At 70.0% G+C, this 22380-nt stretch carries 17 protein-coding genes; 4 read left to right on the forward strand and 13 right to left on the reverse strand.

Features of this window, described 5'->3' with window-relative positions:
• Positions 1–15 precede the first annotated feature (15 nt).
• From ACFVYL_RS12315 to ACFVYL_RS12330, 4 genes are all read right to left on the reverse strand, one after another.
• Complete coding sequence (locus ACFVYL_RS12315; RefSeq protein WP_389714864.1) at positions 16–921, reverse strand: ABC transporter permease; 906 nt, start codon at positions 919–921, stop codon at positions 16–18.
• Positions 908–1894: an ABC transporter ATP-binding protein gene (locus tag ACFVYL_RS12320; RefSeq protein ID WP_389715088.1), complete on the reverse strand. Its 987-nt coding sequence runs from the start codon at positions 1892–1894 to the stop codon at positions 908–910. The genes ACFVYL_RS12315 and ACFVYL_RS12320 overlap by 14 nt, the downstream gene beginning before the upstream one ends.
• A 138-nt stretch (positions 1895–2032) precedes the next feature.
• Positions 2033–3292, reverse strand: coding sequence for an outer membrane lipoprotein carrier protein LolA (locus ACFVYL_RS12325; RefSeq protein WP_389714866.1), 1260 nt, complete (start codon positions 3290–3292; stop codon positions 2033–2035).
• Between the two features lie 319 nt (positions 3293–3611).
• Positions 3612–4622, reverse strand: coding sequence for a polyprenyl synthetase family protein (locus ACFVYL_RS12330; RefSeq protein ID WP_389714868.1), 1011 nt, complete (start codon positions 4620–4622; stop codon positions 3612–3614).
• 315 nt (positions 4623–4937) lie between these two features.
• Between ACFVYL_RS12330 and ACFVYL_RS12335 the strand changes: the two genes are divergently transcribed.
• Complete coding sequence (locus tag ACFVYL_RS12335; protein WP_389714870.1) at positions 4938–6452, forward strand: peptide MFS transporter; 1515 nt, start codon at positions 4938–4940, stop codon at positions 6450–6452.
• An 82-nt stretch (positions 6453–6534) separates the two neighbouring features.
• A complete protein-coding gene (locus ACFVYL_RS12340; protein ID WP_389714871.1) occupies positions 6535–8526 on the forward strand; it encodes a CocE/NonD family hydrolase in 1992 nt (663 codons plus the stop codon).
• On the opposite strand, the gene ACFVYL_RS12345 is transcribed toward ACFVYL_RS12340, so the two are convergent.
• A complete protein-coding gene (locus ACFVYL_RS12345) occupies positions 8523–9338 on the reverse strand; it encodes an HAD family hydrolase (protein WP_389714872.1) in 816 nt (271 codons plus the stop codon). The two genes, ACFVYL_RS12340 and ACFVYL_RS12345, sit on opposite strands and share 4 nt — an antisense overlap.
• Positions 9339–9677: 339 nt before the next feature.
• Between ACFVYL_RS12345 and fahA the strand changes: the two genes are divergently transcribed.
• Together fahA and ACFVYL_RS12355 are read left to right on the forward strand one after the other, a co-directional pair.
• Positions 9678–10943, forward strand: coding sequence for a fumarylacetoacetase (gene fahA, locus ACFVYL_RS12350; RefSeq protein ID WP_389714873.1), 1266 nt, complete (start codon positions 9678–9680; stop codon positions 10941–10943).
• A gap of 222 nt (positions 10944–11165) precedes the next feature.
• Positions 11166–11774, forward strand: coding sequence for a Uma2 family endonuclease (locus ACFVYL_RS12355; RefSeq protein ID WP_389715089.1), 609 nt, complete (start codon positions 11166–11168; stop codon positions 11772–11774).
• A 51-nt stretch (positions 11775–11825) separates the two neighbouring features.
• On the opposite strand, the gene recQ is transcribed toward ACFVYL_RS12355, so the two are convergent.
• From recQ to nuoH, 8 genes are all read right to left on the reverse strand, one after another.
• Entirely contained in the window at positions 11826–13826 is a 2001-nt protein-coding gene (gene recQ, locus ACFVYL_RS12360) for a DNA helicase RecQ (protein WP_389714874.1), read from the reverse strand.
• 167 nt (positions 13827–13993) lie between these two features.
• Complete coding sequence (nuoN, locus tag ACFVYL_RS12365; RefSeq protein ID WP_389714875.1) at positions 13994–15643, reverse strand: NADH-quinone oxidoreductase subunit NuoN; 1650 nt, start codon at positions 15641–15643, stop codon at positions 13994–13996.
• Positions 15640–17253 (reverse strand): NADH-quinone oxidoreductase subunit M, encoded by a 1614-nt coding sequence (locus ACFVYL_RS12370; protein ID WP_389714877.1) that lies wholly within the window; start codon positions 17251–17253, stop codon positions 15640–15642. The genes nuoN and ACFVYL_RS12370 overlap by 4 nt, the downstream gene beginning before the upstream one ends.
• Before the next feature lie 5 nt (positions 17254–17258).
• On the reverse strand, positions 17259–19205 hold the full coding sequence (gene nuoL / locus ACFVYL_RS12375) for an NADH-quinone oxidoreductase subunit L (RefSeq protein WP_389714878.1): 1947 nt from the start codon (positions 19203–19205) through the stop codon (positions 17259–17261).
• A gap of 21 nt (positions 19206–19226) precedes the next feature.
• Entirely contained in the window at positions 19227–19526 is a 300-nt protein-coding gene (nuoK, locus tag ACFVYL_RS12380) for an NADH-quinone oxidoreductase subunit NuoK (protein WP_020130147.1), read from the reverse strand.
• Positions 19523–20362 (reverse strand): NADH-quinone oxidoreductase subunit J, encoded by an 840-nt coding sequence (locus ACFVYL_RS12385; protein WP_389714880.1) that lies wholly within the window; start codon positions 20360–20362, stop codon positions 19523–19525. The genes nuoK and ACFVYL_RS12385 overlap by 4 nt, the downstream gene beginning before the upstream one ends.
• Positions 20359–21018 carry an NADH-quinone oxidoreductase subunit NuoI gene (gene nuoI, locus ACFVYL_RS12390; protein WP_389714881.1) on the reverse strand — a complete coding sequence of 220 codons (660 nt, stop codon included), beginning with the start codon at positions 21016–21018 and terminating at the stop codon, positions 20359–20361. The genes ACFVYL_RS12385 and nuoI overlap by 4 nt, the downstream gene beginning before the upstream one ends.
• Positions 21011–22345, reverse strand: coding sequence for an NADH-quinone oxidoreductase subunit NuoH (gene nuoH / locus ACFVYL_RS12395; RefSeq protein ID WP_389715091.1), 1335 nt, complete (start codon positions 22343–22345; stop codon positions 21011–21013). Before nuoH ends, nuoI begins: the two co-directional genes overlap by 8 nt.
• Positions 22346–22380: the final 35 nt, after the last annotated feature.

Here is a 22380-nt window from a genome sequence, read left to right on the forward strand (position 1 = left end):
TACGACAACTGAGCCCTACGCCATGATGTCCTTCGCCCCGAACCGCGCCCACGCCGCCGAGCCGAACACGGCCGCGTACAGGCCCTGCATCTGCAGGTTCTTGACGATGTCGGTCCAGTAGACCGGCTCGCGCATCAGGTCGGCGAAGGAGAGCCAGTAGTGCGAGAAGAAGTACGGGTGGAGGGCGTGCAGCTGCGGGATCTGGTCGAGGATCTGGACCGTGATCAGCAGGCCGACGGTCGTCGCCATCGCCGCGATGCCGCTGCTGGTGAGCGTCGACACGAACAGGCCGAGCGCCGCGACGCCGGTCAGTGACACGGCGACGACGAGCGCGATCAGCAGCGCCCGCAACAGCCCTTCGCCGAAGCCCATCCGGGTACCCGAGATCGTGGTGACATCGCCGAGCGGGAAGAGCAGCGCGCCCGTGGCGAGCGCGGACGTGGCGACGACGAGGGTCGCGACCAGGCAGAACGTCAGCGTGGTCGCGTACTTGGCGAGGAGCAGACGGGTGCGTCCCGCGGGCGCGACGAGGAGATAGCGCAGGGTGCCCGCGCTCGCCTCGCCCGCGACGGCGTCACCGGCGATGACGCCGATCGCCATCGGCAGGAAGAACGGCAGCGTCGCGGCGAGCGCGGTGAAGACCAGGAACAGACCGTTGTTGGTGATCTGCGCGATGAAGGCGGGCCCGCCCTCGTCACCGCCTGCGCCGATCGTGGAGCCGTCGCTGGTCTCGATCTTGACGGCGATGCCGACGAGGACCGGCACGGCGGCGAGCACCGCGAGCAGCGCGAGGGTCCGCCAGCGCCGGAAGGTGATCGCGAGCTCGCTGCGGAAGAGACCGAGGGTCCAGCTCCGCCGGGGTTCCCGTGCGCGGTCCGCCGCCGTCGGCCCGGGCGCGTCCGTGACCTCAGCCCGCGACATCGAAGCCCTCCCCCGTCAGCGCCACGAACGCGTCCTCAAGAGAGGCCCGTTCGAGCCCGAAGCCGCGGACGCGGACGCCCGCCCCGACCAGTGCGGCGTTCAGCTCGGCCAGGTCCACGTCCGGCCCGGCCGCGTCCTGACCGGGCGGTTCGCCCGTCACGCGGTCCTCCGTCACGACGAGGTCCGTCACACCCTGCTCCTTGAGGACGCGGGCGGCGTCGCCCGGGTCCGGTGTCGTCACGACGAGCCTGCCGCGCGCACCCGCCGCGAGTTCGGCGACCGGGCCCTGGGTGATCAGGCGCCCCTGGGTCATCACCGCCGCGTGCGTGCAGACCTGCTCGATCTCGTCGAGGAGGTGCGAGGAGAGGAAAACCGTCGTGCCCTCGGCAGCCAGCTCCCGCACCAGCGTGCGGATCTCGCGCATGCCCTGGGGGTCGAGGCCGTTCGTCGGTTCGTCCAGGACGAGGAGCCTGCGCGGCTGGAGCAGGGCGGCGGCGAGCCCGAGCCGCTGCTTCATGCCGAGGGAGTACGCCTTCGCCTTCTTGCCCGCGGCCGCGGTGAGCCCGACCCGGTCCAGGGCCGCCCCGGCCCGCGCCCCGCGGGTCCGCGGATCGGCGTTCGGGTCGGCGGAGTCGTACCGCAGCAGGTTGTCGCGGCCGGACAGGAAGCCGTAGAGGGCGGGCCCCTCGATCAGCGCGCCCACGTGCGGGAGCACCGTGCGGGCGGCGCGCGGCATGGGGCGGCCCAGGACCTGGGCGCGGCCGGAGGTCGGCTCGATGAGGCCCATCAGCATGCGGATCGTGGTCGTCTTGCCCGAGCCGTTCGGCCCGAGGAACCCGAAGACGCTGCCTTCCGGGACGGTGAGGTCGAGCCGGTCGACGGCGAGGTGTTTCCCGTACCGCTTGGTGAGCCCGTGCGTCTCGATGACGTGCGCCACCGAGGCGCCCCCCGCCGTGGCGGAGGCCTCCCTCACCGAACTGCCGCTGCTGCCCGGCACGTTGCCCTCCCGTCGTCCCCGTCGTCCGACGCGGCGGATGGAAGGTGCCCTGTCGCTGTCGGCACCTTCCATCCGCCGCATCCCCACGCTGCGCGCACCCCGCCAGGGGCGGGCCTAGTGCGCCTCGTTCGCCGCCTTCACCAGCGCGTCCTTGGTGACCGCGCCCACGTAGACCTTGCCGTCGTCGGTGACGAGGGCGTTGATCAGGCGGGTCGAGAAGACCGTTCCGGAGCCGAACTCGCCGTTGACCTGGTCGCCCAGCGAGTCGAGCAGCTTCTGCGCGTCCGGCGGGACGTCGCCCGAGCCGGCCGTCGGCAGGCCCTGGCCGCCCGGCAGCTTCAGCTCGGCTATGGAGCCCCAGCCCTTACCGATGATCTTCGGTTCGTTGAGGTCGCCCTCGCCGAACTCCTTGCTCCCCCTGCTCCCCTTGCCCTTGAAGTCCCGGCCCGGCGCGGCGTGCTCGTCGGCCTCGGTGACCTTCGTGCCCTTGGGCGGCGCGAAGTCGAACGTGTCCGCGGACGGCTTGCCGAAGTCGACCTTGGTGAAGCCCGCGTCGACGACGGCCGCGCCGCCGGAGGCCGGGGTCAGGGTGAACTTGAGCGGTGTGCCGGTCTCGCCGTCGACGGCGACCGTGATGCGGCCGACCGTCGAGCCGGAGTCCTTCGGCTGGATCACCAGGCGGTACGCGTCGCGGCCCGCGACCTGCGCGGTGCCGTCGACCTTCACCGAGGTGGTGTCGTCGACGGCCTTCAGGGCCTGCTCGGCGAACTCCTTGGGGGTGGAGGGGAGCTTCTGCGGCATGCCCTTGTCGCCCTTGCCGGGCCTCTCCGAAGAGGCGCCTTCGCCCTTCGCGTGGTACGCCTCGTTCGACGCGCTGTCGTACGCCCACAGGTCGTCGCCGTTGTGGATCATGCTGTACTCGGCGGCGTCCTCCAGGACGGACACCTTCTGCCTCTCGGGGCCGTCGGCCGCGACGCGCAGCGTGTGCGTGCCGGACGCCAGCTCCATCAGCTTGCTCTTGGGGTCGGCCGCCGAGCCCTTGTCGCCGCCGTCCCCGCCGCGGTCCGCACCGCCGCCGCCACCCGCGAAGCCGCCCGCCATGCCGCCGATCGACGGCAGGCCCAGGTCAGTGCTGATCTTGACGTTGCCGGACAGCTGCTGCGTGTCCGACGCGGCGATCTTCTCGACGAGCTCCTGTGCGGTGACCTTCGGCAGGTCCGGGTCGCCCGAGGTGGCGAGTGCCGGGACGAGCCCGATGGTCGCCGCCGCCACCCCCGCCACCGCGATCGGGACCGCGTAGCGGGCCGCCTTGCGGCGGCCGGCGCGCAGTTCCCCGGCCTCGCTGGTGTCCTTCTCCGGTTCGTACGGTGCCATTGTCTGCCTTACCTCCGTGGTCGGCGGCGGCCTTCCCTGTACGTGCCCTCGTCCACCCTGTGCCGCCATTCTCACCCGAATTGGTCAGGAGTGGTGGTTCTCTCTGGGATCCATCCGACCAAATCGGCCGATGAGAAGCGTCAGACCCCGGGCGCAACTCCGTGTACTGCCCTGGGATGAGACGGAGCGTCCGTACCTCCCCCGTCCAGTAGGGGATGCGCCCCTGCCGACCGGCAAGGGACACCGTCGGCGGGCAGGCAAAAACGGCCATGTGACTCACGTCACATGGCCGTGGTGGCGTAGCGGGAGCCTCAGGCTCTCAGCCGGCCCGGTGCACCACCAGGTCGCAGAGCTCCACGAGCGACGCCTTCGCGTCACCGTCCGGCAGCGGGCCGAGTGCCGCCCGGGCGCTCTCCGCGTAGCAGACGGTGTCCCGGCGGGCCTGCTCCAGGGCGGGGTGCTCCCGCAGCCGGGTCAGCGCCTCGGCGTGCCGCGCGTCGTCGGTGAGGTCGGAGTCGAGCAGTTCGCACAGGGCGATGTCCTCGGCGAGACCGAGCCGCGCCGCCCGCTCGCGCAGCCGCAGCACGGGCAGCGTGGGGATGCCCTCGCGCAGGTCCGTGCCCGGCGTCTTGCCGGACTCGTGCGAGTCGGAGGCGATGTCGAGGACGTCGTCGGCGAGCTGGAAGGCGACGCCGAGCCGCTCTCCGTACTGCGTGAGGACGTTCACGGCGGACTCGTCGGCGCCCGACATCATCGCGCCGAACCGGCAGGCCACGGCGACCAGCGAGCCGGTCTTGCCGCGCAGCACGTCGAGGTAGTGGTCGACCGGGTCGCGCCCCTCGGACGGCCCCGCGGTCTCCAGGATCTGGCCGGTGACCAGGCGTTCGAAGGCCTCCGCCTGGATGCGGACGGCCTCCGGACCGAGGTCGGCCAGGATGTAGGAGGCGCGGGCGAAGAGGAAGTCGCCGGTCAGGACCGCGACGGAGTTGCCCCAGCGCTGGTTGGCGCTCGCGACGCCGCGGCGCACCTCGGCGTCGTCCATCACGTCGTCGTGGTACAGCGTCGCGAGGTGCGTCAGCTCCACGACCACGGCGGAGGGCACGATGCCCGGCGCGTAGGGGTCGCCGAACTGGGCGGCGAGCATCACGAGCAGCGGGCGGAACCGCTTGCCCCCGGCACGGACGAGGTGCTGGGCGGCCTCGGTGATGAAGGGCACTTCGCTCTTGGTGGCCTCGAGCAGTCCCTCCTCGACAGCAGCCAACCCGGCCTGGACATCGGCTTCGAGAGCCTGGTCCCGCACGCTCAGCCCGAAAGGCCCGACGACGGTCACGAGAGGTTCTCCTGTCTGCTGACGATCACACGGCCAACTCGGTCGATCATTGGAACTCGGTCGATGACACGGGTTTGTCGATGTGTCGCTGCCATCACTCAAGTCAGCGTATCCGGTCGACTTTCGATCACGGCGAGCACCTGCCCGCCCGTCGCACGCCGCTGCCCTGGTCGGCGCGGCGCGTCGGCCCTCGCCGCCGCCCCGGCACACCAGGCCGCGCGGCCCCCAAGGTGCACCGGTATGTTCTTGATCAGCCCATACGACTGAGAAGACCGCCCTGCACCACAAGAACCGTAACGACCGGGAGAAGTAAGTTTGTCCCGTACTACGGCCGAGTACGAGCCGCCCGCCGAACCGACCGGCGACCCACCGCCGGGCGACGACCACGCCTTCTTCGGGCAGCCCCGCGGCCTGCTCACCCTCTCCGGCCTGGAGGTATGGGAGCGGTTCTCGTTCCTCGGCATGCAGGCCATCCTGGTCCTCTACTTCGCCGACTCCGTCGCGCACGACGGCATGGGGATGGACGCCGGGACGGCCGCGTCGGTCTCAGCCGCATACGGCACGCTCGTCTATCTGGTCTCCGTGGCCGGCGGCTGGCTCGCCGACCGCATGCTCGGCTCCTACCGGGCGGTGCTGTGGGGCGGCATCCTCATCGCCTGCGGCCACTACTCGATGGCCGTGCCGACGGCGACGATGACCTGGGCCGGCCTCGGCCTGATCAGCGCGGGCACCGGCCTGCTCAAGCCCAACGTCGCCTCGATGGTCGGCAAGCTCTACCGCACCGACGACGACCGGCGGGACGCCGGCTTCGCGCTGTACTACATGGGCATCAACATCGGCGCCTTCGCGGGCCCGCTGATCACCGGCTGGCTCGGCGACCACAAGGGCTGGCACTGGGGCTTCTCGGCGGCCGCGGTCGGCATGACGTTCGGCCTGGTCCAGTACGTCCTGGGCCGCCGCCACCTCGCCGGGCGCACGGCGTCGGCCGAGTTCGCGCTGCCCGGGGACGCCATGCGCCGCGCCGTGCTCCTGATCGTCGGGGGCCTCGTCGCGTGCGCCGCCCTCGCGGGCCTGCTGGCCGCCGTCGGCTGGCTGACCATGGACCGCTTCGTCGACCTGCTCACCCTCGTCTCGGTGATCGCACCCGTCGTCTACTTCGCGGTGATGTTCCGCAGCCCCCGCGTGAGCGCCGGGGAGCGCGAGCGCCTGAAGCCCTACGTGGTCCTCTTCCTCGCGTCGGTCGTCTTCAACTTCATCCTCTTCCAGGCCTACTCGACGATGATCCTGCTGGCCTCGACCAACGCCGAGACGTCGATCTTCGGCTACCACTTCCCTGCCAGCTGGTACGCCTCCGCGCTCGGCGCCTTCGAGGTCGCCCTCGCCCCCGTCGTCGCCGCGGTCTGGGCACGGCTGGGCCACCGCCAGCCGCACGCCTCCAACAAGATCGCGCTCGGCGTGATCCTCGGCGGCCTGTCGTTCCTCCTGATGGTCCTGCCCACCTCCGGGCACGGCGACGGCACGTACCGGATGGCGGTCTGGTGGATCGTCGGCTCGTACCTGCTCCTCGGCCTCGGCGACATCCTCGTGGAGACCTCGGGCATGTCGGCGACGACCAAGCTCGCCCCGAAGGCCTTCGCCAGCCAGACCATGGCGCTGTGGTTCCTCTCGCTCGCCCTCGCCAACGGCATCCAGGCGCAGGTCGTGAAGGTCTACGGAGAGGTTTCCGACCCGGCGTATTTCGGCGTGAACGGCGCGATCGCCGTGCTCGCGGGCATCGCCGTGATCGCGCTCGCCCCGTGGCTGCGCCGCACCATGCACCCCGTCCACTGAGGACACCCCACACACCGAGGACCCCCCGTCCACCAGAGCCATCCCCGCAACCGGGGACACCCCGTCCACTGAGGTTTCACTCATGCAGATCCGCGACTCCTTCCCGTACGAGACGGTCCGCGAGGACATCCGCGTACCCCTCGCCGACGGGACCAAGCTCTACGCGCGCGTGTGGCGCCCGGTCACCGACGAGCCCGTCCCCGTGCTCCTGGAGTACCTCCCCTACCGCCTCAGCGACTGGACGGCGCCGCGCGACTGGCAGCGCCACCCCTGGTACGCGGGGCACGGCTACGCCTCCGTGCGCGTCGACGTGCGCGGGCACGGCAACAGCGAGGGACTGCCCACCGACGAGTACTCGGCACAGGAGCTCGCCGACGGCGTCGAGGTGGTGAACTGGCTGGCCGCGCAGGCCTGGTCGAGCGGCAAGGTCGGCATGTTCGGCATCTCCTGGGGCGGCTTCAACTCGCTCCAGATCGCGGCCCTCGCCCCCGAGCCGCTCAAGGCGGTCGTCACGGTCTGCTCGGCGGACGACCGCTACGACAACGACGTGCACTACATGGGCGGCTCCGTCCTCGCGGTCGACATGCACGCGTGGGCGGCGACGATGCTGGCCTTCGTCTCGCGTCCGCCGGACCCGTACTTCGTGGGCGACGCGTGGCGCGAGATGTGGCTGACGCGCCTGGCGGCCGTCGAGCCGTTCATCCACACCTGGCTGGACCACCAGACCCGCGACGACTACTGGCGCCACGGCAGCGTCTGCGAGGACTACTCCGCGATCGGCGCCGCGGTGCTCGCGGTCGGCGGCTGGCACGACCCGTACCGCGACACGGTGCTCCGCCTGGTGGAGCACCTCCCCGACGACCAGGTGCGCGGCCTCATCGGCCCCTGGTCGCACCAGTACCCGGACCGCGGCCTGCCGCCGGGCCCGGCGATCGGCTTCCTCCAGGAGACCCTGCGCTGGTGGGACCACCACCTCAAGGGCATCGACACCGGCGTGATGGCCGAGCCGAAGCTGCGCTCCTGGATCAGCGACTCGCACCCGCCGGCGACGGTCTACCCGGAGCTGAGCGGCGGCTGGGTGGGCGATCCGTCCTGGCCGTCCCCGAACGTCACCCCCGTCGCGTACGCCCTCCAGGGCGCCCCTGTCGTCGTCGGCTCCCCCCAGCACACGGGCCTGGACGCGGGCCGCTACTTCCCCTTCGGCAACGACGCCGACCTGCCGCCCGACCAGCGCGACGAGGACGCCAAGTCGGCGTGCTTCGAATTCGAGGTGCCTTCGGAGGTACGGGTCCTCGGGCGGCCCAGGGTGACGCTGCGGCTGCGGATGGACGTGCCGTACGGGCAGGCGATCGCCCGCGTCTGCGACATCGCGCCGGACGGCTCCTCCACCCTCGTCACCCGGGGCGTGCTCAACCTCTCCGCCCGTCACGGCAGGGACCGCGCCGACGCGTGGCCGCTCGGCGCCACCGAGGACGTGACCTTCGAGCTCAACGGCATCGGCCACACCTTCCCGCCGGGCCACCGCATCCGCCTCGCGGTCTCCTCCGCGTACTGGCCCTGGATCTGGCCGCAGGCGGACTCGGTGGGCTTCACGCTGGACCCGGTGGGCAGCTCGCTGGAACTGCCGGTGCGCGAGGGCGACTTGGACCCCTCGATCACCTTCGGACCGCCGGAGCAGTCGGAGCCCCTCGGCGTGGTCCACCCGGCCACGCTGGACGAGCAGCGGCCCGAGCGCCTGGTCGTACGCGATGTCGCCAAGGGCGAGTGGCGGCTTGAGGTCGACCCGCGCTACGGCGGCACGCGCGTGTACCCCGACGGCCTGGAGTTCACCGAGGACGCCCTGGAGACGTACACGATCCAGGAGGACGACCCGCTGAGCGCCCGCACCCACTCGGACTGGACGATCCGCCTGCACCGGCCCGAGTCCGGCTGGGACGTGACGGTCGAGACGCGCTCGGAGATCACCTGCGACGCGGCGGACTTCATCACCTCGAACGAGGTGGTGTGCCGGGACGGCGCCGAGGTCGTCTTCCACCGGACCTGGGAGAAGCGGATCCGGCGGACGGCGGGCTAGCCGGTCCGGCCCAGGAGGCGTTCGAGGACGACGGCCACGCCGTCGTCCTCGTTCGAGAGGGCCAACTCGTCGGACACCGCCTTCAGTTCGCCGTGGGCGTTGGCCATGGCCACCCCGTGCGCCGCCCACAGGAACATGGGGATGTCATTGGGCATGTCCCCGAAGGCGAGGGTGTCCGCGGCCGTCAGGCCGAGCCGTTCGGCGGCCAGGGCAAGGCCGGTCGCCTTGGTCACACCGCACGGCTGGAGCTCCACCGTGCCGGGCCCCGACATGGTCACCGACGCGAGCGAGCCCACCGCGTCCCGCGCCACCGCCGCCAACTCGTCGTCCGCCAGCCTCGGATGGCGCAGCAGCACCTTGCTGATGGGCTCCTCCCACAACACGTCGCGCCTGGGCACGCGCACCGCGGGCAGCGTGGGGTGCGGCATCTCGTACCCCGGCTCGATGAGCGTGAGGCCCTCCACGCCGTCCTGGTCCACGGCCGCGTAGACCTGCCCGACCTCCGCCTCGATCTTCCCGAGCGCGGTCTCGCCGAGCTCGCGGTCGAGCGTGACCGACCACTCCATCCGGTCCGCCCCGGCGTCGTACAGCTGCGCTCCCTGGCCGCATACGGCCAGGCCTTCGTAGCCGAGCGCGTCGAAGAGGGGCCGCACCCGCGGCGCCGGGCGGCCTGTCACCACGAGGTGCCGGGCGCCTCGCCCGCCCACGGCGGCCAGCGCCCGCCGCGACCGGTCCGAGACCGTGTCGTCGCCGCGCAGCAGCGTCCCGTCCAGGTCAGTGGCGATGAGTGCATATGCGAGGGGAGCGGCCATGATCCAGAGAATACGGATCCTGGGCCCCACCGGAAGCTGCTTGGCAAGGTGCGCATACGGGCGGGTGAGGCCGGATGGGACAGCGGGCCCGCCGGTTCACCGGAAAGTGGAAGGTTATATTCCGGCATGCCTCATTCCGACTACGCGCTACGGTCAACACCCCTTCCCCCACACGGTCGTTCGGAGCACCGGCGCGAGGACCTGCGGACCTCCGGTCCGCCGCACACGCACGGCCACCCGCCACTCATTCGGACATTGCTGACTCTTTAGGCACTGCCGCAACAGGGGCCTCCACACGTAACGTGTGGCACACCCCTATGGAAAGCGAGGCAGGTACGCATGTCCGAGCAGACCCCGCTCGACCCGGCCGCCGGCGACCCCTTCGGCCTGCCCGAGGGCGACCCCTTCGGACCGCACAACCTTCCCTACGGCGTGTTCTCACTGGCCGGCGAGGCGGACGACCGGCGCAGGGTCGGGGTACGGCTCGGCGGTCACGTCCTGGACGCCGGTGCCGCGGCCGCCGCGCTCGGCGCCCCCTACGTATCGCTGCTCGCCCGGCCCACCCTGAACCCGCTGCTCGCCGCGGGCCGCAGGGCCTGGTCCGACGTGCGGCGCGCCCTGACGGCGTGGGTGACCGTGCCCGCCCACCAGGAGGTCGTACGCCCGCTGCTGCATCCCCTCTCCGAAGTGACCCTGCACCTGCCCTTCGAGGTCGCGGACTACGTCGACTTCTATGCCTCCGAGCACCACGCGAGCAACCTGGGCCAGATGTTCCGGCCGGACGCGCCGAGCCCGCTGACCCCCAACTGGAAGCACCTGCCCATCGGTTACCACGGCCGGTCCGGCACGGTGGTGGTCTCCGGGACCGAGGTCGTGCGCCCGAACGGCCAGCGCAAGGCGCCCTCCGACACGGCTCCCGTCTTCGGCCCCACGACGCGGCTCGACATCGAGGCGGAGGTGGGCTTCGTCGTCGGCGCCTCCTCGACGCACGGGACGCCCGTCCCCCTCGCGGACTTCCGCGAGCACGTCTTCGGGCTCACCCTCCTCAACGACTGGTCCGCGCGCGACATCCAGGCCTGGGAGTACGTCCCGCTGGGGCCGTTCCTCGGCAAGTCCTTCGCCACCTCGGTCTCCGCGTGGATCACCCCCCTTGAGGCGCTGGACTCGGCACGGATCGCACCGCCCGAGCGCACCCACGAGCTCCTGCCCTACCTGGACGACTCCACGGGCCCCGCGGCGGACGAGCCCGGCGGCTACGACCTGCGCATCACGGTGACGCTCAACGGGCGGGTCATCTCCGAGCCGCCGTTCTCCACCGTGTACTGGACAGCGGCGCAGCAGCTGGCGCACATGACGGTCAACGGCGCCTCGCTGCGCACCGGTGACCTGTACGGCTCGGGCACGGTCAGCGGTCCCGAGCCCGGTCAGTACGGCTCCCTGATCGAGATCACCTGGAACGGCCGCGACCCCCTCGAACTCCCCGACGGCAAGCGGACGTTCCTGGAGGACGGCGACGAGGTCACGCTCTCGGCCTGGGCCCCCGGCCCGCACGGCACCAAGGTGGGGCTCGGCGAGGTGACGGGCCGGATCGCGACAGCGCGCTGACCCACCGAAGAGGCACCTCGGCCGCCCGCTTGTGTCATGCACTTGGTTCAAGCGGGCGGCCGAGGTGAACTCGTACGGAAGCGCTGGACCCCATGTGACCTCGGCGGGGGCCCTCGAACGAGTCAAGGTGCCGACACTCGTTCACACGTGCGTGCAGACCTTTACGGGTTCCTGCCCGATACGCTGGTCGGACCGGTGAGACTCCACTCCATGGGAGCACTGATGAGTGTCGAACCCGAGGCTTCCGGGCCTACGTGGCCGGTCCCGCCCAAGGGTGGCTGGACCGCCGACGACCTGGACCGGCTTCCCAACCTGCCTCCGCACACGGAGCTGATCGACGGGAGCCTTGTCTTCGTGAGTCCGCAAACAATTTTCCACGAGTCGGCAGTCGACTTCTTCAAGTGGCAGCTGCGTTCTCTGGCTCCACGCGGGTTGGCCGTCCGACGTGAAATGACGGTGGTGATCGACAGCCGCAATCGACCCGAGCCCGATGTTCTGGTGCTCCGCAAGGGTGTAGTGACAGGTCCTGGCCAGACGCAGTTCGACGTGGAAGACGTCATCCTGGCGATCGAGGTCGTTTCTCCTGACTCCGAGATCCGCGACCGCGAGGCCAAGCCGCAGAAGTACGCGAAGGCCGGGATTCCCCACTTCTGGCGAGTGGAGAATGATCGGGGCCGTCCCGTGGTCTATGTCTTCGAGCTGGAGCCCGCGTCCCGCCAGTACGCACCGACCGGGATCTTCCACGACGACCTCAAAGTCTCCGTCCCCTTCCCCATCACTCTGGACCTCGCCGAGATCATGCGGGATATCGAAGAACCCGAGACCCCGTAGGGCTGTCCTGGCCGGCTCCCACCCCCGGGAGCCGGCCGTGGCACATCGGACCTACCAGTCCGGCTCCTCATCCCCCCAGTCCGGCTCCACCTCATCGCTGAGTGGCACCTCCGGCCCGCCCGGAGCCTCACCCGACGTCCCGTCCCCGGCGGGCGCCCCGCCCAGGAACTCTGCGACGACCCCGACCACGCCCTCGCCGTACGTCGCCCGCTTCTTCTCGCCCACGCCGCTGATGCCCGCGAGGTCCGCCACGGCGGCGGGCCGCAGCGTGGCGATCTCGCGCAGCGTGGCGTCGTGGAAGATCACGTACGCGGGGACGCCCTGCTCCTTCGCCTGGGCGCCACGCCAGGCGCGCAGCGCCTCGAAGAGCGGCACCGCCTCCTGCGGCAGCTCGGCGACCGCGGCCGCCGACTTCGCCTTGCGCTCGCCCTTGGACGTCCGCGCCGCCGGCGCCCGCTTCGGCTCCTTGCGCAGCCGGACCTCGCGCTCCCTGCCGAGGACGGAACCGCTCGTCTCGGTGAGCACCAGCGTCCCGTACTCCCCCTCGACCGCGATCAGGCCCTGCGCGAGGAGCTGACGCACCACGCCCCGCCACTCGGCCTCCGCCAGCTCCTCGCCGATGCCGAAGACGGAGAGCTGGTCGTGGTCGAACTGGATGACCTTCGCGGTCTTCTTGCCCAGGAGGATGTCGATGATCTGGCCCGCGCCGAACTTCTGGCCGCGCTCGCGCTGCAGGCGCACGACCGTGGAGAGGACCTTCTGCGCCGCCACCGTGCCGTCCCAGGTCTCGGGCGGGGCGAGGCAGGTGTCGCAGTTCCCGCAGGAATCCGGCGCCGTCGTCTCCTGGCCGAAGTAGGTGAGGAGCTGGGCGCGGCGGCACCGCGCGGTCTCGCACAGCGCCAGCATCGAGTCCAGGTGCGAGGCGGCCCGGCGCCGGAACGCCTCGTCGCCCTCGCTGCCCTGGATCATCTTGCGCTGCTGGACGACGTCCTGCAGGCCGTACGCCATCCAGGCCGTCGAGGGCAGGCCGTCGCGGCCCGCGCGGCCCGTCTCCTGGTAGTACCCCTCGACCGACTTGGGCAGGTCGAGGTGGGCGACGAAGCGGACGTCCGGCTTGTCGATGCCCATGCCGAAGGCGATCGTGGCGCAGACGACGAGGCCCTCCTCCCGGAGGAAGCGGGACTGGTGGGTCGCGCGCGTGCCCGCGTCCAGACCGGCGTGGTACGGGACGGCCTCGATGCCGTTCTTGCAGAGGAACTCGGCGGTCTTCTCCACCGAATTGCGCGAGAGGCAGTAGACGATGCCGGCGTCGCCCGCGTGCTCCTCCTTCAGGAAGGACAGGAGCTGCTTCTTCGGCTCGGCCTTCGGCACGATGCGGTACTGGATGTTGGGGCGGTCGAAGCTCGCCACGAAGTGCTTGGCGTCCGGCATGCCGAGCCGCTGCGTGATCTCCCGGTGCGTGGCGTGCGTGGCCGTGGCCGTCAGGGCGATCCGCGGCACGTCCGGCCAGCGCTCGCCGAGGAGCGAGAGCGCCAGGTAGTCGGGGCGGAAGTCGTGGCCCCACTGCGCGACACAGTGCGCCTCGTCGATGGCGAAGACGGAGATCTTGGCCCGCCCGAGGAGCTCGAGGGTCGCGTCGAGGCGCAGCCGCTCCGGCGCGAGATAGAGCACGTCGAGCTCGCCCGCGAGGAACTCCGCCTCCATCACGCGCCGCTCGTCGAAGTCCTGCGTGGAGTTGATGAACCCGGCCCGCACACCGAGCGCCCGCAGCGCGTCCACCTGGTCCTGCATGAGCGCGATGAGCGGCGAGACCACGACGCCCGTGCCCGGCCTGACCAGGGCAGGGATCTGGTAGCAGAGGGATTTGCCGCCGCCGGTCGGCATGAGGACGACGGCGTCGCCGCCGCCCACCACGTGCTCGATGATCGGTTCCTGCTCGCCGCGGAAGGCGTCGTACCCGAAGATGCGGTGGAGCGTGCGCAGGGCATCGCTCTCCGTCACGCCGCCGGCCGTCGCGCCCGGCACCGATACCGGCGCCGTCACCTCACTCATGCTGTCGGTCCCATCCATCGCCCTGTCCCCCGCCGTACGTCCTGCCTCGACCACTGCCTCCACGATAGGGCTCCCCGCCGACACCCCGGACAGTTATCCACAGGCCGCCGCCCGGCGCCCCCACTCTGGGGGTGCCGGGCGGCGACACGTGTGCGGAAGAAGCCGGGCTACCGGACGAAGACCCCCGCCTGGTTCGCCAGGTCCAGGAAGTACTGCGGGGCCACGCCCAGGACCAGCGTCACCGCGACACCCACGCCGATCGCCGACATCGTCAGCGGCGAGGGCACGGCGACCGTGGGGCCGTCCGCCTTCGGCTCGCTGAAGAACATCAGGACGATCACTCGGATGTAGAAGAAGGCGGCGATCGCCGACGACAGCACACCGACCACGACCAGCGGCCCCGCGCCGCCCTCCGCCGCCGCCTTGAAGACCGCGAACTTCCCGGCGAACCCGGAGGTCAGCGGGATGCCGGCGAAGGCGAGGAGGAAGACCGCGAAGGCCGCGGCGACCAGCGGGGACCGCCGCCCGAGCCCCGCCCACTTGGACAGGTGCGTGGCCTCGCCGCCCGCGTCCCGCACCAGCGTGACGACGGCGAAGGCGCCGATGGTCACGAAGGAGTAGGCAGCCAGGTAGAAGAGGACGGAGGAGATGCCGTCCGGGGTGGTGGCGATGACACCGGCGAGGATGAAGCCGGCGTGCGCGATGGAGGAGTACGCGAGGAGCCGCTTGATGTCGGTCTGGGTGATCGCGATGATCGCGCCGCCCAGCATCGTGATGACCGCGATGCCCCACATGACCGGACGCCAGTCCCAGCGCAGGCCCGGAAGCACCACGTAGAGGAGACGGAGGAGCGCGCCGAACGCGGCCACCTTCGTCGCCGCCGCCATGAAGCCGGTGACCGGCGTCGGGGCGCCCTGGTAGACGTCCGGGGTCCACATGTGGAAGGGCACCGCGCCCACCTTGAAGAGCAGCCCCATCACCACCATCGCGACGCCGATCAGGAGCAGCGCGTCGTTGCCCATGGTGTCGGCGAGCGCCGGGTCCACGGTCTTGACGTTGCCCTCGACGACGTTCGCGACCGTCGCGTACGACACCGAACCCGCGTATCCGTAGAGGAGCGCGATGCCGAAGAGCGTGAACGCCGAGGCGAAGGCGCCAAGGAGGAAGTACTTGACGGCGGCTTCCTGCGACATCAGGCGCTTGCGGCGGGCGAGCGCGCAGAGCAGGTACAGCGGCAGGGAGAAGACTTCCAGCGCGATGAAGAGCGTCAGGAGGTCGTTGGCCGCGGGGAAGACGAGCATGCCGCCGATGGCGAAGAGCGCCAGCGGGAACACCTCGGTGGTGGTGAACCCGGCCTTGACGGCGGCCTGTTCGCTCTCGCTGCCGGGGACGGAACCGGCCTGCGCCACGAACGAGTCGACGCGGTTTCCGTGCGCCACCGGGTCGAGGCGGCGCTCCGCGAAGGTGAAGATCGCGACGATTCCGGTGAGCAGAATGGTGCCCTGCAGGAAGAGCGCGGGGCCGTCGACCGCGATCGCGCCCATCGCCGAGACCTGCGCCTTGGTCGTGCCGAAGCCGCGGGCCGCGAGCCCGACGACCGCGGCGAAGGCGGCGGCCAGGGCGACCACGGAGACGAACAGCTGCACATAGTAGCGGGACTTGCGGGGGACGAAGGCTTCGATGAGCACTCCGAGGACGGCCGCGCCGATGACGATCAACGTCGGCGACAGCTGTCCGTACTCGATGTTGGGCGCGTCGATCTTGTCGATCGGATCGGCGGCCGTTGTCCACAGGCTGTGGACGGCTGATGCGCTCACTTGGCCGCCTCCACCTCGGGCTTGGGGTCCTTCTTCTGTACGTCGGACATCGTGTGCTTGACCGCCGGGTTCACGAGCTCGGTGAGTGGCTTCGGGTACACGCCGAGGCCGATCAGGAGCGCGATCAGCGGTGCGACGACGACCAGTTCCCGTACGCGCAGGTCCGGCATGGCCGAGACCTCCGGCTTCACGGGGCCCGTCATCGTCCGCTGGTAGAGGACGAGGGTGTAGAGCGCGGCGAGCACGATGCCGGCCGTCGCGATGATCCCGGCCACGGGGTAGCGCGCGAACGCGCCGACCAGGACGAGGAATTCACTCACGAACGGCGCGAGCCCGGGCAGCGAGAGGGTGGCCAGGCCGCCGATCAGGAAGGTGCCGGCGAGCACCGGGGCCACCTTCTGCACCCCTCCGTAGTCGGCGATGAGCCGCGAGCCGCGCCGCGAGATCAGGAAGCCGGCGACCAGCATCAGCGCGGCGGTCGAGATGCCGTGGTTGACCATGTAGAGCGTCGCGCCCGACTGGCCCTGCGAGGTCATCGCGAAGATGCCGAGGACGATGAACCCGAAGTGCGAGATCGACGCGTACGCCACCAGGCGCTTGATGTCGCGCTGGCCGACCGCGAGCAGTGCTCCGTAGATGATGCTGATCAGCGCGAGTACGAGGATGACCGGCGTCGCCCACTTGCTCGCCTCGGGGAAGAGCCCAAGGCAGAACCGCAGCATCGCGAACGTGCCGACCTTGTCCACGACCGCCGTGATCAGTACGGCGACCGGGGCCGTCGACTCCCCCATCGCGTTCGGCAGCCAGGTGTGCAGCGGCCACAGCGGCGCCTTCACCGCGAAGGCGAAGAAGAAGCCGAGGAAGAGCCACCGCTCGGTGTTGGTCGCCATGTCGAGCGTGCCGTTGGCCCGCGCCTCGGCGATCTCCTGGAGCGAGAAGTTCCCCGCGACCACATAGAGGCCGATCACGGCGGCCAGCATGATGAGGCCGCCGACAAGGTTGTAGAGGAGGAACTTCACGGCCGCGTACGAGCGCTGCGCCGACGCGTTCTCGTCGCTGCCCGCGTGGGCGCGGTCTCCGAAGCCGCCGATGAGGAAGTACATCGGGATGAGCATGGCTTCGAAGAAGACGTAGAAGAGGAAGACGTCGGTCGCCTCGAAGGAGATGATCACCATCGCCTCGACGGCCAGGATCAGGGCGAAGAAGCCCTGGGTCGGCCGCCATTTATAGGGGGCCTTCGCCTCATCGGGGCCGCCCCTGCCCGAACGAAGTGGAGCGTTTGGGGAAGGATCGGCGTCGTGCCAGCCCGCCAGGATGATGAAGGGCATCAGGAGCGCGGTGAGCGCGATGAGGGCGACCCCGATGCCGTCGACCCCGAGCTCGTACCGCACTCCGAAGTCCGCGATCCAGGCGCGGGATTCGGTGAGTTGATAGCGGTCGCCGTCCGGGTCGAAGCGCACGAGAACGGTCACGGCGAGCGCGAGCGTCGCGAGCGAGACGAGCAGCGCGAGCCACTTGGCGGCGGATCGCCGGGCGGCCGGAACGGCTGCCGTGGCGATCGCGCCGACCGCGGGCAGGACCGCCGTCGCTGTCAGGAGAGGAAAGGACATCGGTATCAGACCGCCCTCATCAGCAGGGTCGCGGCGATGAGTACCGCAGCGCCGCCGAACATCGAGACCGCGTAGGAGCGGGCGTAGCCGTTCTGCAGTTTGCGCAGCCGGCCGGAGAGGCCGCCGACCGAGGCCGCCGTGCCGTTGACGACCCCGTCGACCAGGGTGTGGTCGACGTAGACCAGCGACCGCGTGAGGTGCTCGCCGCCGCGGACCAGGACCACGTGGTTGAAGTCGTCCTGGAGGAGGTCGCGGCGGGCGGCCCGGGTGAGCAGCGAGCCGCGCGGGGCGGTGACCGGGACGGGCCGCCGGCCGTACTGCACGTAGGCGAGGGCGACGCCGATGACGAGGACCACCATGGTGGCGCCCGTGACCGTGGTGGCGCTCAGCGGCGAGTCGCCGTGGTCGTGGTGGGTGACCGGCTCCAGCCAGTGCATGAAGCGGTCGCCGATGCTGAAGAAGCCGCCCGCGAACACCGACCCGAAGGCGAGCACGATCATCGGGATGGTCATGGACTTCGGGGACTCGTGCGGGTGGGGCTCGTCGTGCGCGCCGCGGTGTTCGGCGGCGGGTTCGACATCCGGCTGGTCCGGGGAGGCGGTCGGGCGGTTGCGCCACCGCTCCTCTCCGAAGAAGGTCATGATCATCACGCGCGTCATGTAGTACGCGGTGATGGCCGCGCCCAGGAGCGCCACCGAGCCGAGGACCCAGCCCTCCGTGCCGCCCTTGGCGAACGCCGCCTCGATGATCTTGTCCTTGGAGAAGAAGCCGGACAGACCGGGGAAGCCGATGATCGCGAGGTAGCCGAGGCCGAAGGTGACGAAGGTGACCGGCATGTACTTGCGCAGGCCGCCGTACTTCCTCATGTCGACCTCGTCGTTCATGCCGTGCATGACCGAACCGGCCCCGAGGAAGAGCCCGGCCTTGAAGAAGCCGTGCGTCACCAGGTGCATGATCGCGAAGACGTAGCCGACGGGGCCGAGGCCCGCGGCCAGGATCATGTACCCGATCTGGGACATCGTCGACCCGGCGAGGGCCTTCTTGATGTCGTCCTTCGCGCAACCGACGATCGCACCGAAGAGGAGCGTGACCGCGCCCACCACGGTGACGACGAGCTGCGCGTCCGGGGCGGCGTTGAAGATCTCGCCGGAGCGGACGATCAGATACACGCCCGCGGTCACCATCGTCGCCGCGTGGATCAGGGCCGAGACCGGGGTCGGGCCCTCCATCGCGTCGCCGAGCCAGGACTGCAGCGGCACCTGGGCGGACTTGCCGCACGCGGCGAGCAGCAGCATCAGTCCGATGGCGGTGAGCTTGCCCTCACTGGTCTGGTCGGTGGCCTCCAGAACCGGCCCGAAGGCGAAGGTCCCGAAGGTGGTGAACATCAGCATGATGGCGATCGACAGGCCCATGTCGCCGACCCGGTTGACCAGGAAGGCCTTCTTCGCGGCGGTGGCCGCGCTGGGCTTGTGCTGCCAGAAGCCGATCAGGAGGTACGAGGCGAGGCCGACGCCCTCCCACCCGACGTACAGGAGCAGGTAGTTGTCGGCGAGCACCAGGAGGAGCATCGCCGCGAGGAACAGGTTCAGGTAGCCGAAGAAGCGGCGGCGCCGCTCGTCGTGCTCCATGTACCCGATCGAGTAGATGTGGATCAGGGTGCCCACACCGGAGATCAACAGGACGAACGTCATCGACAGCTGGTCGAGCTGGAAGGCGACGTCCGCCTGGAAGCCCTCGACGGGAACCCAGCTGAACAGGTGCTGCGACAGCGAGCGCTCCTCGGCGCCCTTGCCCAGCATGTCGGTGAACAGCACGACGCCGACGACGAAGGAGGCGGCCGCGAGCAGCGTGCCGAGCCAGTGGCCCACGCGGTCCAATGCCCGCCCGCCGCACAGCAGTACGGCCGCTCCGAGCAGAGGCGCCGCGACGAGCAGCGCAATCAGGTTCTCCATATTCACGGTTCCTGCGGCCCCTTACAGCTTCATCAGGCTGGCGTCGTCGACCGAGGCCGAGTGGCGGGAACGGAAGAGCGACACGATGATCGCGAGCCCGACCACGACCTCCGCGGCGGCGACGACCATCGTGAAGAACGCGATGATCTGGCCGTCGAGGTTGCCGTGCATCCGGGAGAAGGTGACGAACGCGAGGTTGCAGGCGTTGAGCATGAGCTCGATGCACATGAACACCACGATCGCGTTCCGCCTGATGAGCACGCCGGTCGCGCCGATCGTGAACAACAGCGCGGCGAGATAGAGGTAGTTGACGGGGTTCACTTCGACGCCTCCTCGGTCCGCCCGGTATCGCTGCGGCGCAGGTCGGTCCGGGCCAGGCGGTCGGTGGAGCGCTGCTCCAGCGCCCGCAGGTCGTCCAGCGCCTCGGTCGACACGTCACGGATCTGGCCGCGCTCGCGGAGCGTCTGGTTGACCGTGAGCTCCGACGGGGTGCCGTCGGGGAGCAGGCCCGCGATGTCCACGGCGTTGTGCCGGGCGTACACACCGGGGGCGGGCAGCGGCGGCAGGTGCTTGCCCTCGCGCACGCGCTCCTCGGACAGTTCCCGCTGGGTCTTGGCGCGCTCGGTGCGCTCGCGGTGGGTGAGCACCATCGCGCCGATCGTGGCCGTGATGAGCAGGGCGCCGGTGATCTCGAAGGCGAAGACGTACTTCGTGAAGATGAGCTGTGCGAGACCCTCCACGTTGCCGCTCGAGTTCGCCTTGCCGAGGCCGTTGAACTCCTTCATCGACGCGTTCCCGATGCCGGCGAAGAGCAGCACCGCGAAGCCGAGGCCGCAGAGCAGGGCGAGCCAGCGCTGGCCCTTGATGGTCTCGGTCAGGGAGTCGGCGGCGGTGACGCCGACGAGCATGACCACGAAGAGGAAGAGCATCATGATCGCGCCGGTGTAGACGACGATCTGGACGATGCCCAGGAAGTACGCGCCGTTGGCGAGGTAGAACACCGCGAGGATGATCATGGTCCCGGCCAGGCAGAGCGCGCTGTGCACGGCCTTCTTCATGAGGATGGTGCACAGGGCGCCGATCACGGCGACCGTGCCGAGCACCCAGAACTGGAAGGCCTCGCCGGTGGAGGTGGAGTAGGCGGCGAGCTGCGTCATCGACCGATCACCTGCTCCGACGCCGGCTCGCCGTCCCCGAAGTCCGAGGCCGCCTCCTGGGGCGTCTCCCCCTTGGAGTAGGCGACTTGGGGGACCGTCCCGGGCGCCGCCTCGGTCACCAGACCTCGGTAGTAGTCCTGCTCGTCCGTCCCGGGGAAGATCGAGTGCGGGCTGTCGACCATGCCCTCCTCAAGACCGGCGAGCAGTTGCTCCTTGGTGTAGATGAGGTTCTGGCGGCTGGTGTCGGCCAGCTCGAATTGGTTCGTCATCGTCAGCGCGCGCGTGGGGCACGCCTCGATGCACAGTCCGCACAGGATGCAGCGGGCGTAGTTGATCTGGTAGACGCGGCCGTACCGCTCGCCGGGCGAGTACCGCTCCTCGTCCGTGTTGTCCGCGCCCTCCACATAGATGGCGTCCGCGGGACAGGCCCAGGCGCAGAGCTCACAGCCGACGCACTTCTCCAGGCCGTCCGGATGGCGGTTCAGCTGGTGCCTGCCGTGGAAGCGGGGAGCAGTGGTCTTCTGCTGCTCCGGATACTGCTCGGTCAGCCGCTTCTTGAACATGGCCTTGAAGGTCACGCCGAAGCCCGCGACGGGGTTCTGGAACCCCTGCTTCGATTGGTTCGATTCGGGTGACTCCTGGTGCGACTCAGCCATCGGACGCCTCCTTTCCCTCAGTTCGGGTTCCGTCACTTTGAGTATCCGGTCCGCCACTGACAATCAGCTCCCGCTCCTGGCGCGAGCGTCGGCGCGGCACGGGTGGCAGGCTCTGTCCGGGCAGCGGAGGCACGGGGAATCCGCCTGCCATCGGGTCGAAGGCGGTCGGCTCCTCATCGTCGACGGTTTCCTTGTCGCGCTTGTCGCGGAAGATGTCCACGACCACGGAGAGCAACAGCAGCGCGATGATCCCGCCGCCGCCGTAGAGCGCGATCGAGGTGAACTCGTAGTCCTCGTTCCGCATCGCCCTGATCGTGGCGACGAGCATCAGCCAGACGACCGAGACCGGGATCAGGACCTTCCAGCCGAGCTTCATCAGCTGGTCGTAGCGGACGCGGGGCAGCGAGCCGCGCAGCCAGATGAAGAAGAACAGCAGCAGCTGAACCTTGATCACGAACCAGAGCATCGGCCACCAGCCGTGGTTCGCGCCCTCCCAGAAGGTGCTGATCGGGTACGGGGCCCGCCAGCCGCCGAGGAAGAGCGTGGTCGAGACCGCCGAGACGGTGACCATGTTGACGTACTCGGCGAGCATGAACATCGCGAACTTGATGGAGGAGTACTCGGTGTTGAAGCCACCGACGAGGTCACCCTCGGACTCCGGCATGTCGAACGGCGCGCGGTTGGTCTCGCCGACCATCGTCACGATGTAGATGATGAACGAGACGGGCAGCAGCAGGATGTACCAGCGGTCCGCCTGCGCCTCCACGATCGCCGAGGTCGACATCGACCCGGAGTAGAGGAAGACCGAGGCGAAGGCCGCGCCCATCGCGATCTCGTAGGAGATCATCTGCGCGCAGGAGCGCAGGCCGCCGAGGAGCGGATACGTGGATCCGGAGCTCCAGCCCGCGAGGACGATCCCGTAGATGCCGACGGAGGCGACCGCGAGGATGTAGAGCATCGCGATCGGCAGGTCGGTGAGCTGCATCGTGGTGCGGTGGCCGAAGATCGAGACTTCGTTGCCCGCGGGCCCGAAGGGGATCACCGCGATCGCCATGAAGGCCGGGATCGCGGCGACGACCGGGGCGAGGACGTAGACCACCTTGTCCGCGCGCTTGACGATCACGTCTTCCTTGAGCATCAGCTTGACGCCGTCCGCGAGGGACTGCAGCAGACCCCAGGGACCGTTCCGGTTGGGGCCGATGCGCAGCTGCATCCAGGCGACGACCTTGCGCTCCCACACGATGGCGAAGAGGACCGTCACCATCAGGAACGCGAAGCAGAAGACCGCCTTGAAGGCGACCAGCCACCAGGGGTCGCGGCCGAACATGGACAGGTCTTCCGCCGCAAGCGGCACCAGCGTGT

Source organism: Streptomyces sp. NPDC058308 (assembly GCF_042880275.1).
Classification (GTDB): Bacteria; Actinomycetota; Actinomycetes; order Streptomycetales; family Streptomycetaceae; genus Streptomyces.